The organism is Dolichospermum sp. FACHB-1250 (assembly GCF_014696335.1).
GTDB classification, from domain to species: Bacteria; Cyanobacteriota; Cyanobacteriia; order Cyanobacteriales; family Nostocaceae; genus Dolichospermum; species Dolichospermum planctonicum.
Genome location: NZ_JACJPZ010000003.1, coordinates 108,089 through 123,183, shown reverse-complemented (window position 1 = coordinate 123,183; position 15,095 = coordinate 108,089). Strand labels below are relative to the sequence as shown.

The following is a 15,095-nucleotide window of genomic DNA, read 5'->3' as shown; positions in this document are numbered from 1 at the left end:
AATATGGCGAAAAAGCAGCAGATTGAACAATTAAGAGTGCTGAGTTTCCAGTCAAATATCCATAAATTTTGAGTATACTGTCTTCTCAATATTAGGACTTTTGGATGAGGACTTTTGGGGTTTTCCTGGAATTTTTACAGTTTAAACACTCAACACTCATGTACCGGCGGGTTTATCCAGTTAATCTGTATACCTGCAAAATATCTCTTTAAACCCGCCTATACTGAATTAACACTTATCTAAGCAGATGCAGCAACGTGACTATCGATATAATCTACCACGGCCTGAACAGTTGTAATTTTTTCAGCCGCTTCATCGGGAATTTCGATCTCAAACTCTTCTTCCAAGGCCATGACTAGCTCAACTGTATCTAGGGAATCAGCCCCTAAATCGTCAATAAAACTGGCTTCTGGTATAACCTTCTCCGGTTTGTCTACACTCAGTTGCTCAATGATAATTTTTTTTACTTTTTCAAAAGTATCTGCTTGGCTCATAAATAAAAGTCCTTAACAAGTTGCTATGATTTGCTCTCAATGAACAAAGTTTTTTTGGCCATATACATCTTATCGGAAAGAGTGAATCTGAGTATAGGTTCTATCATGAAAACTGAGAATTGAAGATTAGCGGATTTAAGTCCTTACTACTAATCACTACCAATACATAACAAATCCCAATTACCTCTAAAATCTAAATCAAGTATACTTTTATGCCATCCAAAACTCTCAAGTACGCTTATTATCCCGGTTGTGTAGCCCAAGGAGCTTGTCGAGAACTGTATTTATCCACCCAATCTCTAACTAAAGCGTTAGGTATTGAACTGATTGAATTGAAAAAAGCCGCTTGTTGTGGTTCTGGTACATTTAAAGAAGATTCGCAATTATTAGAAGACACTGTTAACGCTAGAAATATCGCTTTAGCGGAATCTTTGCATCTCCCTTTACTAACCCATTGTAGCACTTGTCAGGGTGTTCTTGGTCATGTTGATGAACGATTAAAAGAATGTCAATCTACCAATCCCGATTATCTCAACAAGGTTAATGGTTTACTGGAAAAAGAAGGCTGTTCTCCTTATCGGGGGAGTACAGAAGTTAAACATCTTTTGTATGCTTTGGTGACAGATTATGGTTTAGAGGAAATTTCTGGGCGTGTTAACAAGAAATTAAGTGGATTAAAATGTGCAGCTTTTTATGGCTGTTATCTGCTCCGCGCTCAAAAATCCATGCCTTATGATGATCCTTTTCAACCCGAAGCAATGGAAAATGTATTTCGGGCTGTGGGAGCGACACCTGTATATTATCGTGGCAGGACTCAATGCTGTGGTTGGCCTTTGTCTAGCTATGCGACTACAGAATCTTTCCAAATGGCGGGAAATCATATTCAAGAGGCTGTAGCTAATGGGGCTGATTGTATTGTCACACCATGTCCTCTGTGTCATTTGAATTTAGATTCTCGTCAACCGGAAGTAGAAAAGGTCATTGGTCAAAAATTAGGTTTACCAATTTTGCACTTACCCCAATTAATTGCTTTAGCTTTAGGTGTTAGTCCTAAAGAATTGGGTTTAGAAAGACATATTGTGTCTACAAAACCGGTTTTAGAAAAGTTAGGATTCTGATCAAATACAGCAAGTAGCTTTGAGTGAGGTACACTTTGTGCGGGCAAGACTTGTACTGAGATTGGTCGAAGTATGCCCGCACCACAAGAGTTTTATTATTAATATCTGTACTTCATAAGATCGGAAACTGCTGTAAATAAATTTTGGGAAGGAAATAATATTTTTCTTCCCATTACCCATTACCCATTACCCATTACCAATTACAGATTTCTGATATTCTTCTTCACTAATTAAATCGTGGTTATTTTCCACACGATCTAAAAATACTAATCCTTCCAAATGATCATACTCATGTTGAAAAATTCGGGCAATAAAATCCGTTAATTCTTGTTTTTGGAAATTGCCATAACGGTCTGTATATTCAACTTCAATTGTTTGATATCTAGGAACTAAACCCCTAATTCCCGGAACACTTAAACAACCTTCCCAACCCTTGACTATTTCGGAAGAATGGGCAACAATTCGGGGGTTGATCATTGCGGTCGGCTGCATTTCTGGTGCCTGGGGATATCTAGCATTAGGACGGGAAGCGACGATAAATAAACGGTATGATGCTGCTATTTGTGGTGCAGCAATTCCCACCCCATTAGCTTGAGCAACTGAGGTAATTAATTCATCAATCAGGTTTTGAATTTTCTCATCTTGAATATTCTCAACCGCAGCCGCTTTTTGTCGTAATATCGGATTACCTAATTTAATGATTGGCGCTAATTTTAACATTTTCAAATCTCTAGATTTTTCTCATATCAAATTTCATTATCGCCGTTTTGACGATTATACCATTGATGATGTGCGATCGCCCTCCGATAGCGTCCCCTTGTACCTCGCACGAGTTATGGAATTAAACGAAGCACTCCAGGCACCCCAGAACATTGCCTATGTGTAATTGGGAAATTGTGGATTCAGATATCAGTAAGGTAGCTGAAAAGTTTGTTAGGGCTAACAGTCACTTATAAGTAACTGCATTTTCCTTGGTTTAGCAACGTAATACCAGAACCACTTAACCGCTGTCAGCCAAACAAATAAGCCATTAATAACTGAGGTTGCATAAGTATATGGTATCTGTGGCTGAATTTACCCCTATCTAATACGAATACTGTTCGCTTCGCTTTGTCGCTTTGTGGAACTCAGTTACACAAATTTAGCTAATAATTCCTCACGGGATAATTGTAAAAGCAAAGGAGTAAATTCTTCTCTCTTCATAGCAATCAGAGAGTTGATAATTGTTGCTAACTGTGAATCAACTTCCCCAAAACGCACTTGCAAGATACTTTCAATCATAGCGCGTCTTTCTCTATAATCCCTCTATCAAGTCCTCGTTTTTCTCCTTCCTGAAGTCCTTCTTGTCGTTCTTGTTTTTTAATCTCTTCTAACTGTTGTTGATACATTTTGTTGTTGATACATTTCATTTACAGCAAGTAGCTTTGAGTGAGGTACACTTTGTGCGGGCAAGATGCCCGCACCACAAGAGTTTTATTATTAATATTATTATTATTAATTAATATCACAAGAAGATGCCCGCACCACAAGAGTTTTATTATTAATATCTGTACTTCATAATATCGGGAACTGCTGTAACTCCTGATCATCTTGATCAATATCGTGTTCCTGACGCTGACGAGTGGATAACACAGCAATTAAGTTATGTACTATTACTATAATATCCCCAAGGAACGGACTAAGTAGGTGAACGAAAAAAAACCGACATAAGTAACCAAAAGTAAAGTTGCCCAAAACCTCTTTCCTGTTAAGAGTTAAGAGTTCCCTGTCAACTGTCATGTCAACTGTCAACTGTCAACTGTCAACTGTCAACTGTCAACTGTCAACTGTCAACTGTCAACTGTCAACTGTTAAGAGTTCCCTAAAACTAAAAAACTTTGTACCTCAAGAGCATGGGAACTGCTATATTAACTGTTTTTATTAACTGGTAAAGGTGCGGGTTTAACTAAAACTTGAAAAGTTCTGCTATTACGCTCTACTTGCACTTGTAAAGGAATACCAATTTTACTATTTTCTACTAGTTTTTGCACTTCATCAACTTTCAAAACTGGTTGATTATTAATACTTTTAATCACATCTCCTGGTCGTAGTCCAGCAATAGCTGCGGGTGAGTTGGGAACAATTTTAACTAATAAAATTCCTTGATTTGCAGCTAAATTGATTCTATCACCAAATCTAGTAGTTATTTTTTCCTTGACTTCCGGTGTGAGTGTTACCATTTGTATTCCCAAATAAGGATGATCAACTCTACCTTTAGCAATTAATTCTTCGGCAATTTTTTGGACTGTATTTATAGGAATGGCAAATCCTAAACCCTGAGCGCCTTGAATAATTGCTGTATTCATGCCAATAACTTCACCACGGGCATTTAATAATGGTCCACCGGAGTTTCCGGGGTTAATTGCTGCGTCTGTTTGCAGATAGTCAACGCGCTTATCACTCGCACCAATATCACTACTAGAACGATCTGTAGCGCTGATAATTCCAGAGGTGACAGTATTATTTAAACCCAAAGGATTACCAATAGCAATCACAGCTTCTCCTGGTTGTAAGGTGTCAGATTTACCTAAGGCTAAGGTGGGTAATTTATTCGCATCAATTTGAATAACCGCCACATCCGTGACTGCATCCTCTCCTAATACTTTACCTTTAAAAGTTCGGCCATCTTTAAGAGTAACTGTAACTAAATCAGCACCGTCTACAACATGAGAATTAGTGAGAATTTGTCCAGATGAATTAATTATAAACCCAGAACCGCTACCCCTTTCTACTCTTGCTCTGGGTTGTGATGGAATTACATTACCAAAAAAGCCGCGAAAAAAGGGATCAGAAAATTCGTCAGGAACTTGAGTAGTGACGGTTCTAGTTGAATCAATGCGAACTACAGCATTACCAGTTTTTTGGACTACTTTAACGACAAAGTTAGGATCTCCAGAGGAGGAAAAGATCGGAGGAGGAGCAATTTCTGGTTTGGGTACGGTGGTTTTTTCCCCTTGGTCGTTACTGGTTTCTACGGAGGTGGTTTTCTTCAAACTGTTGCAACCTCCCAGCATGAAAACGATTACACCACAGGCTGCAATCCATTTTTTACCTTTATTTGCCAATTTTTGCCCTAAAAACCTGGTATTAATATTTTTAGCTGATTTATGATTATTGATTCTCATCATCTTTCTTTTCAAAAAATATTGAAGGTAAATTGTAGCTAAGTTTATCAGATTATCATAATTCGTCCCTGACTTTGTGGACGCTACTAAGCAAGGGGGTCGCACCCCAACAAATTCCTTCGGGGAAAGGCACTTTTGGTACAATCCCAAAAATAATTGTGTCTAAAACACTTGCCATTATTCCATAGATATGTTGTAATATGTTAAGAATCAAAATAAAATAAACGAACGAAATATAATATGCAGCCATCGAGCCGCAAAGATAACCATGGTTAACTATCTTTCACACAAAACATTTATTCCACAACTAAATTTGAAAAATTCCCATCCATCCCCAAAAAAAATTTAAATTTGAAAAATCCCTGTCAATCTTCTCTAACTGCGTTATGATAACTATCACAGGACTAAAAACCTTGTAGACCGCAAATCGTCACTACTATTTGCCTAATTGGCCTTTAGTGGTAGTAATTACCGTACAAAACCGAAACCGAAACCGAATTCTCTAGCAATTTACTATCATTAGTTATGGTACACTGGAAAAGTTAGAACTAGCTAGCTATATGCCACCAACCATAATTGCTCCACGCACAGGTAATAATTGCTAACGGAAAGCTGTTTTAATCAAGCATTTACACACAAAAATCTGAAATACACCGAGGTTATGATTCAGCAAGTAATTCACCCCATGGTGAAATTGCAACGTAACGTGCAATCACTGGTAGAATCCAATATTATCAAACCCCATGATAGAATTTGGAAGATTGCCTTACTCTATGGCGATGAGTGGCAACATTGGAAACAAGAGTTGTTAGACTTTGGATTTAGCACCCAAGATCCAATTAGCGATTTATTGGCGGTAGAAACATGGGACGACGAATAAACATTTATTGTATACCAGCTATTTCTCTGTAATAGATTCAGGCGCAAATACTCCTACCTGTAGCATAGCAATGGGCTTGCGTCCCATTGTCCTTGCTTTAATGGTGGGTGAAATTAGCCACAATTCTATTATAGATTTAGCACAATAAAAATAGACATTTCAGTATCCTAACATACTCAGCCATCTTGATGAAGGCAGATAAATTATGGTTCAAGCCTTACCGAAAGCCAAATTAGTAACCTTTGAGGAGTTTATTAAATGGAAACCAGAAGGCGGATTTTATGAACTGCATGATGGGGAAATTATCGAGATGAACCCACCATTAGGAAAACACGAAAGCAGAACAGGGTTTTTGTCCAGAAAACTGACAGTTGAGTTTGACCGACTAAATCTGCCTTATTTTATTCCTAAACAGGCACTAGTTAAACCACCAACAACGAAATCAGTCTATTGTCCAGATGTTTTGTTGATAGATTCCACTAACTTAGTTAATGAACCGTTATGGGAGAAAGAGTCAACTGTTATCCAGAGTGATTCCGTACCATTACTTATTGAAGTTGTCAGCACAAATTGGCGAGTTGATTACTATAGAAAATATAGTGATTATGAAGAAATGGGAATTAAAGAATACTGGATTGTTGATTATCAACCTTTTGGCGCTTCTAAATTCGTTGGTGAACCAAAAGAGCCGACTGTATCAGTTTGTTCTTTAATCGGTGATGAATATCAAATAAAGCAGTTTAGAGACAATGATCAAATAATTTCACAAGTTTTCCCTAAATTGAACCTCATCGCTAACCAAATTCTTCTATCTGCTGACTGATTTTAATGCCTGAGCTAACTCTTGTGCGGTATGATAACGACGCGCAGGTAAAGGTTCGGTAACGCATTCAATGACCTGTCTTAACTGATTAGTAATGGCGGGTATACCTTTAACATCAAAGCGAAAATTTCGCCCCTGTTGACGATAGAATTTTAAAGGATTTTCCCCAGTTAATAAGAAAATTAGCGTTGGACCAATAGCATATAAATCAGATTGGGTAAGTGGTTGTCCGCGTTCCTGTTCAGGAGCGCAATAACCCTCAGCGCCGATTCTTGTCCCTGGTTTTGTACCAATTTCCTTGACAGCCCCAAAATCTAAAACCACAATACTATTATTACTACCCCGCACCATCAAATTAGCTGGTTTAATGTCCCGGTGAATTAGTGGCGGTTCTTGGCTATGAAGATAATTTAGAATATCACAAGTTTGTACCATCCAGGCGATCGCTTGTGGAGGTGTGACAGGTCCTGTTAACAAAATCCGTTTTTCTAGATCTTGTCCGTGAATTAATTCCATGGCCAGGTATTTTTTACCATCTTCCACAAAGAAGTCATAATACTTAGGAACTCCCTCATGGTTAAGGTATTTAAGAATACTTGCCTCTCTCTCAAATAACTCCTGTGCTTTGGGAATTTTTGCCATATCAGCATTCATTTGTTTTAATACCAGCAATTGTGGTACATTAGTAGTATGACCTGTAGCATCCCAAGCTAAATAGGTAGTACCCATGCCACCTTTACCCAAGGTGCGTATTACTTGATAATAGCGAATAGTCTTTTGTACGAAAATGGGTTGGCCACAATGAACACAAAATATATTTCCCGGATCATTTCCTTCATGGGTACAACGAGAAGCAGAAGATACAGGTTTTATCACCTGATTAATTTCCCCAGCCAGGGAGGATAAAGGGGGAGTAATTACAGGAGATAATTTCTGAATTTGCACCTGGATTAAAGGTCCACCTATCGCCAATTGCAGGAGAGAATTATCTGTGAGTATAGACTTGGTAATTAAACTACCATTAAGGAAAGTGCCATTAGTACCTTGACTAATGATTTCCCAATTGTATCCCTGGGGATTAGTAGTATGTCTTAGTTCTAAATGATATCTAGAAACAGAATTATCACTCAAGACAATGTGATTATCTACCGCTCGACCAATGCGAATGACGGTAGAATCTTGAAAGTGCCACTGCTGGAGCGGTGTTTTTGTGATTTTTTCTAATAGAGTCAAAGTAATCACAATACAACCTAAAACCTCAGAACAAAAAACTAACAAAAAACTAACAAAAAACTAAATTGATGACAAAGCGGGTTGAGATGGGGAGACTTTTACTCGTACAAGTATAGCCGTAATGTTATCATGACCATTATATTCATTGCCCAACTCAATTAAATTTTGAATACCCATTTCTAAGTCACTATCATAACTCAATAAAGGTTGAAGATGAGTTTGCCAGTGAGTTTCTAAGCATTCATTATCTGATAAACCATCTGATACCAACAGCAGAAGCATATCCTCATGAATATCAAAAACAGATACATCGGGATCGAGGTAATTTTGATCACGCGGACCAAGAGCCTGGGTGAGTTGGTAGGCATCGGCGCGGCCATAAGCTATAGTTGGTTCTACACCCCTGGAAATTTCCCGTTGACCGACTTCATGATCTATAGTTAGTTGTACTAGTCCTTCCCTGGGAGTTAGGCAATAAAGACGACTATCTCCTACATGAGCGATCGCTGCTTGCTGATCCTGAAGTAACAACATTACCAAAGTAGTACCCATGCGCCCCATTCCCGAACGGGCTTGTTGTTGATTCAGGTCGTAAATGGCTTGGTTAGCTAAATAAACCGCCTCTTTAATACTTTCCTGATTAGGTAATTCCCCGCTAGTCCAGGTTTGTTGAAAGTATTTACGGATAGTATTCACAGCCAATTTACTGGCCACTTCACCTCCGGCATGACCACCCATACCATCACAGAGAATATACAAACCCCTCTTTGTGAGACTAGCACCCTCTGGTAATTCTTGTTTGTGAACTTTGCTATCAATAGCAAAATAGTCTTCATTATGATTTCGTTGACGACCAGTATCAGTATATGCCGCATATTCCCAACTAACTAACGGAGGGGATAGCGGTATATTTGTCATCTGATCATTGACAATTCTGTCCTCCGTTTCATGGTCTAAGTCTAATTGCAAGATAGTCAGGGAAGAATCCGGGTTTTCTCCAGACGATACTTCCACCGTATCCGTGGATATTTCTGACATAGACAACAGAGAACAAGTATTTTCCAATTGTGTCAGAGTTTGCATCTGCTCAGACTCAATATCCCTTAACCGTATATCCGCGTCACCAAAATAATTTATATCTAATACCACATTATCATGGGTATCAATGCGGATTTTATCAGTTAGGGAAGTGCCACAATTTTGACAGAATTTATTATGATCAGAGTTGGGAAATGTACACTGGGGGCAAATCAGCATCATAGAAGTTCCTTGATTTTCCTGTTTCAGGAATCAATTGGCATTGATTATATATAAGATAATACTGGTATTTTACCTAAGGGCAAAATTCACAAAAGCTTGATTCCTAGATTGAGTTAAGGTAGGTTCACTACGTGAACTATAGGCAAAACCCAACCTATCAAAAAATAGCGAAAGTATTGAGTACTACAGTAGATTAACTTACTTTTCCGGTGCATAATTGAGCCTAGTTAATTCTGTGGGAGTAAGTTCTCGCCATTGTCCTGGTGCTAAATCATGTAATTGAATATTAGCAATACTCACCCGAATCAATCGCAAAGTTGGAAAACCCACAGCGGCCGTCATACGACGAACTTGGCGGTTTTTGCCTTCAGTGAGGGTCATTTCCAGCCAAGCCGTGGGAACACTTTTACGAAATCTAATGGGGGGAATGCGTTGTGTCACCGATGGTTCTTCTAACAATAACCTAACTTGGGCGGGGGCAGTGCGATAATCTTGAATTTTCACTCCAGTTTGTAACTGATTAATTGCATCCAAGGTAGGAACGCGTTCCACCTGCGCCCAATAGGTACGTTGATGACCAAAGCGGGGATGAGCGAGACGATGCTGTAACTGTCCATCATTTGTTAACAACAGTAGTCCTTCACTATCCCAGTCCAAACGCCCCACAGGATAAACGTCGGGAACATCTATATACTGTTTGAGAGTGATATGTTGAGGACTTTCTTGAGTAAATTGGCTCAGGACTCCATAGGGCTTGTGAAAAATGATATAGCAATTATTCATAAAATATAGGAGTCAGGAGTCAGAAACAAGAAGAAAGAAGAAATCAGAGTTAATAAAAATCAATTATGCCAATTACTAAAATCAGCCGTAGATCCTTTTTATTTCTTAGTGGAGCAACCCTAGCACAGGGATTAACAATCACATTACCCAGTTACGGCCAAGCTGTACAGGTCAACAAAAGTCAAATTAATGGTATCCCTTTTTATCAGACCATAGTTGACCTCACAGACCCAAAAAACTTAATCACAATGGGTTTAGCCAAAAATGCCACCTTTGCTAACACAATTCAAAAAACCAGTGGTGATGAAGAATTTAATAAATTAGTGCTGCGTTATGGGGCTACAGTAGTAGCCAACGGCACATTTTCCGCCAAAAATCCCCAAAAAACAGTTATGGGTAACATGATAGCAGGGGGGAAATTTCTCAAATACCGTCCTTGGGAAAACTTTGGTACTACTTTAGGGTTAGGAATTGGCAACAAACCGGAAATAGTCACAGCCAGAGCAGACGGTAGACCAGAATGGAATAAACATTGGTTTTCCCTAACTGGTGGACCGAGACTATTGCGACAGGGGGAAATTTGGCTCAACCCCAGAATTGAAGGTTTTAAAGATCTCTCTGTGTTGGGTAATAGCACTCGAACAGCCATTGGTTTTACCAAAGACGGTACAAAGCTTATTTTAGCGAACTTTGAAATCGCCCTCTCTTTGCAGGAAGAAGCGGAGGCAATGAAAGCCATAGGTTGTTATGAGGCCATGAATTTAGATGGTGGGGCTTCTAGAGCCTTAGCCACCAAAAATACTATTTTAGTTCCTTCCGGCAGACCTTTAACTAATGTAATTGTCATTTATGATGCCACTAATCCTGCTCCTGCTGATTTACAACAGGCATGGCTGAAATTTCAGAAAGGAGAACGTCCTCCCATACCTGCTTCCTGAATAAGACAGGGGGCTGGAGCTAAGGGTTGGGGGAATAATTACCAACCCTCTTATTAGGCAGTAAGGAGTATAATTTTCTCTCTTTAATTCTTAATTTTTAGCTCCCCACAGGGCTTGACGGCAAATACGACTATAAAGTTACGGTTCACCCCAATTCCTGAAAGTATTAATTCTCATACATTAGTCAATGTGAACGCACATTAATTCATGAGATCACTAGACATAATTTATAAAATTCACTGTTCCCTTAACGGTTCGGTAAACCACCCTTAGGCATATGGCTACCACTAAGTTTATATGATAAAAGCCTAGTTTGGGGTTTAATTCCCAGCAGAGCCTAACCCAATTGATTGCCATTGACAATTAGTTAATGCAATTTTATCAAAAAAGAATTCAGTAGTGTTCTGATGCTCTTTTTTTATATTCCCTCTCATTCATTTAGTAATTTTATACGGAGTAAAAAACCAAAATGGCAAAAGTAGTTGGAATTGATTTAGGTACGACTAACTCCTGTGTGGCAGTAATGGAAGGTGGTAAACCCACTGTTATCGCTAATGCGGAAGGTTTTAGAACAACACCCTCCGTAGTTGCCTTTGCTAAAAATGGTGATAATTTAGTCGGTCAAATCGCTAAACGTCAAGCGGTAATGAACCCCGAAAATACTTTTTATTCTGTAAAACGGTTTATTGGTCGTCGTTATGACGAAATCACTAATGAAGCTACAGAAGTTTCCTATAAGGTTCTTGGTAGCGGTGGTAACGTGAAAGTAGATTCTCCTGGTGCTGGTAAACAATTTGCTCCTGAAGAAATATCCGCCAAGGTTCTCCGCAAATTAGTGGAAGATGCTAGTAAGTACCTGGGGGAAACTGTTACCCAAGCAGTAATTACCGTTCCCGCTTATTTCAACGACTCCCAACGTCAAGCCACCAAGGACGCTGGTAAAATCGCTGGTATTGAAGTATTACGGATTATCAACGAACCTACTGCTGCTTCTCTAGCTTATGGTTTTGATAAGAAGAGCAATGAAACTATCCTCGTATTTGACTTGGGTGGTGGTACTTTTGACGTATCTGTTCTGGAAGTTGGTGATGGTGTATTTGAGGTATTATCAACCTCTGGTGATACTCACTTAGGTGGTGACGACTTCGATAAAAAAATTGTTGATTTCTTGGCGGAAAAGTTCAAAAAAGATGAAGGTATTGACCTCCGTAAGGACAAACAAGCTTTACAACGTTTAACAGAAGCGGCAGAAAAAGCTAAAATCGAACTTTCTAGCGTTACCCAAGCGGAAATTAACCTACCATTTATCACCGCTACCCAGGACGGACCAAAGCATTTAGATACAACTCTGACTCGCGCCACTTTTGAAGAACTCTGTTCTGATTTAATTGACCGTTGCCGCATTCCCGTGGAAAATGCTCTCAGAGACGCGAAATTAAATAAAACCAATATTGACGAAGTTGTTCTCGTTGGTGGTTCTACTCGGATTCCTGCTGTTCAGGATGTGGTTAAGCGGGTTTTAGGTAAAGATCCTAACCAAAGCGTTAACCCTGATGAGGTGGTAGCTGTTGGTGCTGCTATTCAAGCGGGAGTTTTAGCAGGTGATGTTACAGGTATTTTATTGTTAGATGTAACACCATTGTCTTTGGGTGTGGAAACCTTGGGCGGTGTCATGACTAAGATTATCCCTCGTAACACTACAATTCCCACCAAAAAATCAGAAGTGTTCTCTACTGCTGTAGACGGACAAACTAATGTGGAAATTCACGTTCTCCAAGGTGAGAGAGAATTTGCTAATGATAACAAGAGTTTAGGTACTTTCCGTTTGGATGGTATTCCTCCTGCTCCCCGTGGTGTTCCCCAAATTGAAGTTACTTTTGATATTGACGCTAACGGTATTCTCAATGTTGCGGCTAAGGATAAGGGTACTGGTAAGGAACAATCTATTAGTATAACAGGTGCTTCTACTCTTGACAAGAATGATGTAGAACGCATGGTGAGAGAAGCTGAGAAAAATGCTTCTTCTGATAAGGAGCGCCGTGAAAAAATTGAACGCAAAAACCAAGCTGATACTTTAGCTTATCAAGCAGAAAAGCAGTTACAAGAATTGGGTGATAAAGTCCCCGCTGCTGATAAGACTAAGGTTGAGGGTTTAGTTAAAGAAGTTCGGGACGCTATAGCCAAGGAAGATGATGCTCAAATCCAGAAATTAACACCAGAACTGCAACAAGCTCTGTTTGCTATTGGTAGTAATATTTACCAACAAGCAGGTGGTGATGCTGGTGCTGCTGGCGCTCAATCCCCCGGTGGTGGTTCTGCTCCCTCTGGTGATGATGTCATTGATGCTGATTTTACCGAAAGTAAGTAGTTTTACCACGGTCAGGGCGAGGCGGCTCTGACTTAATTAATACCCACCAGTAGTAAAACTGAGTGGGTATTTTTTTATGCCAACAAATTTATTTATACTATTAATTTATACTAATTTATACTATTAATTTATACTTAGATAGTTCTTCCTTATCAATTTCATGATAACAAATTTAAAAGCAAATGTCAACCCCTACATCTTCTTTATTGGCGTTTTTTAGGTTAAAATAAATGACACACTTTAATCAAGTGATTAATCATGACAAAATCTACACCGCAAAGGGTTGTCCGTCGTGGTCGAGTATTTCCCGAAATTCAGTAGACCCAAGAACAAAAAGCTCACAGAAAAGCCAGAAGACAGGCTTTTTCTACCTGAGAAGTAATCAATTGTCAAAATAAACTTTTTCTCCCAACTAATTATTAAAAGTAACAAGGTAGATAAAGATGGCTTACAGTGATTTTAAATTAAGTGAAATTATCCAAAAATTTGAATTGACATTAAATGAAGTATCAGGATTATTTGCAGATGTACCAGAGGAAGAACCTAGTAATTTACTAACAACAATCCTCAAGGAAAATGTTGATTTAGCCGTTTCAATTAATACTGAAAAAGCCCGTTCTGAGATGATAATTAGTCCAATTTTACTTGAAGTAAGAAGAAACTTAAATAATGAAATCAGTTTATTTTCGGGAGTAGATTTTAATGTTGATAATCAACAAGGTTTAAATGGTTTTTGTGATTTCCTAATTAGTCTTTCTAAAGAACAGCTTTTTATTCGCGCACCTATAATTACATTGGTAGAAAGTAAAAATGAAAACTTGAAATTAGGTTTAGCTCAATGTATAGCTGAAATGCTGGCTGCTCAATTGTTTAATCAACAAAAACAAAATGCGATTAAGATTGTTTATGGTGCTGTAACTATCGGTACTATTTGGCAGTTTTTGAAGTTAGAAGATAAAACTATTTCTATTGATTTAACCGAATATTATATCAAGGATGTGAAAAAGATTTTAGGAATTTTAATCAGTGCAATAATATTATCAACTCACAAACAATTCATAAATAACAATCCTGTAAATCCTTAAATCCTGGACATCCTGATTCTGACAAAAAAATCCTTACATCTCACAGACAAAATTTTTTGGCAGATCAAGTTAAACTCAAGCAGAAAAATTAGGTAAATAAAATTTTTCTGGCTGGAATTTGTCAAAAATATCAATAATCTGAGTCACATCTGCGAAATGTGAGGTGCAAGCAAAAGCCTCGATGATTTTTAATAGTCGTTTTTTAGGTTAAAATAGACAATACACTTTAATCAGGTGATTAATCATGACAGAATCTACACCGCAAAGGGTTGTCCGTCGTGGTCGAGTATTTCCCGAAATTCAGTGGACCCAAGAGCAAAAAGCTCACAGAAAAGCCAGAAGACAGGCTTTTTCTGATCGTTGTTGGGTAATTTTTGAGCGGTTAAAACCGGAAATACTTGATAAATACTATGGTTGGTATATTGCTATTGAACCTGATAGCGGGGATTATTTTATTGATCAGGATCAAGAGGTAGCTAGTAAAATGGCTAGAGAAAAGTACCCTCATGTCATTCATCATATTTATGGCATTAATGAAACGGGAGTTAGTGGCAGAATATGATTGAGGGTAGATTTGGAGATAAAAGTCAAATTTATTTGGAAATTGATTTAATTGGTGGGGATAATTTCAGTTTTCCTGTAGAAACAATGTTAGACACAGGATTTACTGAATATTTAGCCATGAATAAACAAGATGTACAAAGTCTTGATTGGCCTTTTTTAAGACAAAATAAATTAAGAACTGCTCAAGGAGAAACTGATTTTGATGTTTATCATGGTAGGGTAATAATAGATGGTCAAGAGTGGGAAATTCCTGTATTTGCTGGAGATGAAATTCAGTAAATTTTACTGGGTTCTCGATGGTTGAAGTTGTTTGTTTTAGTTGCTAATTATGGTGAAGATAGGGTAAATTTAAATTTGATTTAATTAAACAATTTCTTATTAAGAA

General features: G+C 38.3%; 14 protein-coding genes and 1 pseudogene. 8 read left to right on the top strand and 7 right to left on the bottom strand.

Translation table 11 applies throughout. The features are described from left to right. Positions 1–239: 239 nt before the first annotated feature. Positions 240–494 (bottom strand): acyl carrier protein, encoded by a 255-nt coding sequence (gene acpP, locus H6F39_RS02075; RefSeq protein ID WP_137906654.1) that lies wholly within the window; start codon positions 492–494, stop codon positions 240–242. Between the two features lie 212 nt (positions 495–706). Here acpP and H6F39_RS02070 point away from each other — a divergent pair, with 212 nt between their 5' ends. After that, complete coding sequence (locus tag H6F39_RS02070) at positions 707–1,612, top strand: CoB--CoM heterodisulfide reductase iron-sulfur subunit B family protein (protein ID WP_190371110.1); 906 nt, start codon at positions 707–709, stop codon at positions 1,610–1,612. 186 nt (positions 1,613–1,798) lie between these two features. Here the strand turns inward: H6F39_RS02070 and def are convergent, their stop codons facing one another. The 3 genes from def to H6F39_RS02055 form a co-directional block, all read right to left on the bottom strand. Further along, a complete protein-coding gene (gene def, locus H6F39_RS02065; RefSeq protein WP_190396119.1) occupies positions 1,799–2,332 on the bottom strand; it encodes a peptide deformylase in 534 nt (177 codons plus the stop codon). A 411-nt stretch (positions 2,333–2,743) separates the two neighbouring features. After that, positions 2,744–2,893 (bottom strand): hypothetical protein, encoded by a 150-nt coding sequence (locus H6F39_RS20555; protein WP_242028594.1) that lies wholly within the window; start codon positions 2,891–2,893, stop codon positions 2,744–2,746. 626 nt (positions 2,894–3,519) lie between these two features. Then, positions 3,520–4,779 (bottom strand): HhoA/HhoB/HtrA family serine endopeptidase, encoded by a 1,260-nt coding sequence (locus H6F39_RS02055; protein WP_370539356.1) that lies wholly within the window; start codon positions 4,777–4,779, stop codon positions 3,520–3,522. Positions 4,780–5,437: 658 nt separating this feature from the next. Between H6F39_RS02055 and H6F39_RS02050 the strand changes: the two genes are divergently transcribed. Next, positions 5,438–5,656 carry a DUF4327 family protein gene (locus tag H6F39_RS02050; protein WP_137906659.1) on the top strand — a complete coding sequence of 73 codons (219 nt, stop codon included), beginning with the start codon at positions 5,438–5,440 and terminating at the stop codon, positions 5,654–5,656. A 205-nt stretch (positions 5,657–5,861) separates the two neighbouring features. Then, the gene (locus H6F39_RS02045) at positions 5,862–6,479 is read left to right on the top strand and encodes a Uma2 family endonuclease (protein ID WP_190371111.1); all 618 of its coding nucleotides are present in this window, start codon (positions 5,862–5,864) and stop codon (positions 6,477–6,479) included. Here the strand turns inward: H6F39_RS02045 and H6F39_RS02040 are convergent. The 3 genes from H6F39_RS02040 to H6F39_RS02030 form a co-directional block, all read right to left on the bottom strand. Then, positions 6,465–7,721, bottom strand: a complete 1,257-nt coding sequence (locus H6F39_RS02040; protein WP_190396118.1) for a protein kinase — start codon at positions 7,719–7,721, stop codon at positions 6,465–6,467. The two genes, H6F39_RS02045 and H6F39_RS02040, sit on opposite strands and share 15 nt — an antisense overlap. Positions 7,722–7,772: 51 nt before the next feature. Then, a complete protein-coding gene (locus H6F39_RS02035) occupies positions 7,773–8,972 on the bottom strand; it encodes a serine/threonine phosphatase (protein ID WP_190396117.1) in 1,200 nt (399 codons plus the stop codon). Positions 8,973–9,170: 198 nt separating this feature from the next. Further along, positions 9,171–9,755, bottom strand: a complete 585-nt coding sequence (locus H6F39_RS02030) for an rRNA large subunit pseudouridine synthase E (protein WP_137906663.1) — start codon at positions 9,753–9,755, stop codon at positions 9,171–9,173. A 65-nt stretch (positions 9,756–9,820) separates the two neighbouring features. Here H6F39_RS02030 and H6F39_RS02025 point away from each other — a divergent pair, with 65 nt between their 5' ends. From H6F39_RS02025 to H6F39_RS02005, 5 genes and pseudogenes are all read left to right on the top strand, one after another. Then, positions 9,821–10,693, top strand: a complete 873-nt coding sequence (locus tag H6F39_RS02025) for a phosphodiester glycosidase family protein (RefSeq protein ID WP_190371115.1) — start codon at positions 9,821–9,823, stop codon at positions 10,691–10,693. Positions 10,694–11,162: 469 nt separating this feature from the next. After that, on the top strand, positions 11,163–13,061 hold the full coding sequence (dnaK, locus tag H6F39_RS02020; protein WP_190396116.1) for a molecular chaperone DnaK: 1,899 nt from the start codon (positions 11,163–11,165) through the stop codon (positions 13,059–13,061). A gap of 443 nt (positions 13,062–13,504) precedes the next feature. Then, positions 13,505–14,146 (top strand): hypothetical protein, encoded by a 642-nt coding sequence (locus H6F39_RS02015; RefSeq protein ID WP_137906666.1) that lies wholly within the window; start codon positions 13,505–13,507, stop codon positions 14,144–14,146. A 244-nt stretch (positions 14,147–14,390) separates the two neighbouring features. Beyond that, positions 14,391–14,708: a hypothetical protein gene (locus H6F39_RS02010; RefSeq protein ID WP_190396115.1), complete on the top strand. Its 318-nt coding sequence runs from the start codon at positions 14,391–14,393 to the stop codon at positions 14,706–14,708. Beyond that, a pseudogene (locus H6F39_RS02005) lies at positions 14,705–15,073 on the top strand (aspartyl protease). The gene H6F39_RS02010 and the pseudogene H6F39_RS02005 overlap by 4 nt, the downstream one beginning before the upstream one ends. Positions 15,074–15,095: the final 22 nt, after the last annotated feature.

What these genes read in the sequence shown, in the direction of transcription:
- acpP (WP_137906654.1), bottom strand. Translation starts at nt 494, where the DNA reads ATGAGCCAAGCAGATACTTTTGAAAAAGTAAAAAAAATTATCATTGAG.
- H6F39_RS02070 (WP_190371110.1), top strand. Translation starts at nt 707, where the DNA reads ATGCCATCCAAAACTCTCAAGTACGCTTATTATCCCGGTTGTGTAGCC.
- def (WP_190396119.1), bottom strand. Translation starts at nt 2,332, where the DNA reads ATGTTAAAATTAGCGCCAATCATTAAATTAGGTAATCCGATATTACGA.
- H6F39_RS20555 (WP_242028594.1), bottom strand. Translation starts at nt 2,893, where the DNA reads ATGATTGAAAGTATCTTGCAAGTGCGTTTTGGGGAAGTTGATTCACAG.
- H6F39_RS02055 (WP_370539356.1), bottom strand. Translation starts at nt 4,779, where the DNA reads ATGATGAGAATCAATAATCATAAATCAGCTAAAAATATTAATACCAGG.
- H6F39_RS02050 (WP_137906659.1), top strand. Translation starts at nt 5,438, where the DNA reads ATGATTCAGCAAGTAATTCACCCCATGGTGAAATTGCAACGTAACGTG.
- H6F39_RS02045 (WP_190371111.1), top strand. Translation starts at nt 5,862, where the DNA reads ATGGTTCAAGCCTTACCGAAAGCCAAATTAGTAACCTTTGAGGAGTTT.
- H6F39_RS02035 (WP_190396117.1), bottom strand. Translation starts at nt 8,972, where the DNA reads ATGATGCTGATTTGCCCCCAGTGTACATTTCCCAACTCTGATCATAAT.
- H6F39_RS02030 (WP_137906663.1), bottom strand. Translation starts at nt 9,755, where the DNA reads ATGAATAATTGCTATATCATTTTTCACAAGCCCTATGGAGTCCTGAGC.
- H6F39_RS02025 (WP_190371115.1), top strand. Translation starts at nt 9,821, where the DNA reads ATGCCAATTACTAAAATCAGCCGTAGATCCTTTTTATTTCTTAGTGGA.
- dnaK (WP_190396116.1), top strand. Translation starts at nt 11,163, where the DNA reads ATGGCAAAAGTAGTTGGAATTGATTTAGGTACGACTAACTCCTGTGTG.
- H6F39_RS02015 (WP_137906666.1), top strand. Translation starts at nt 13,505, where the DNA reads ATGGCTTACAGTGATTTTAAATTAAGTGAAATTATCCAAAAATTTGAA.
- H6F39_RS02010 (WP_190396115.1), top strand. Translation starts at nt 14,391, where the DNA reads ATGACAGAATCTACACCGCAAAGGGTTGTCCGTCGTGGTCGAGTATTT.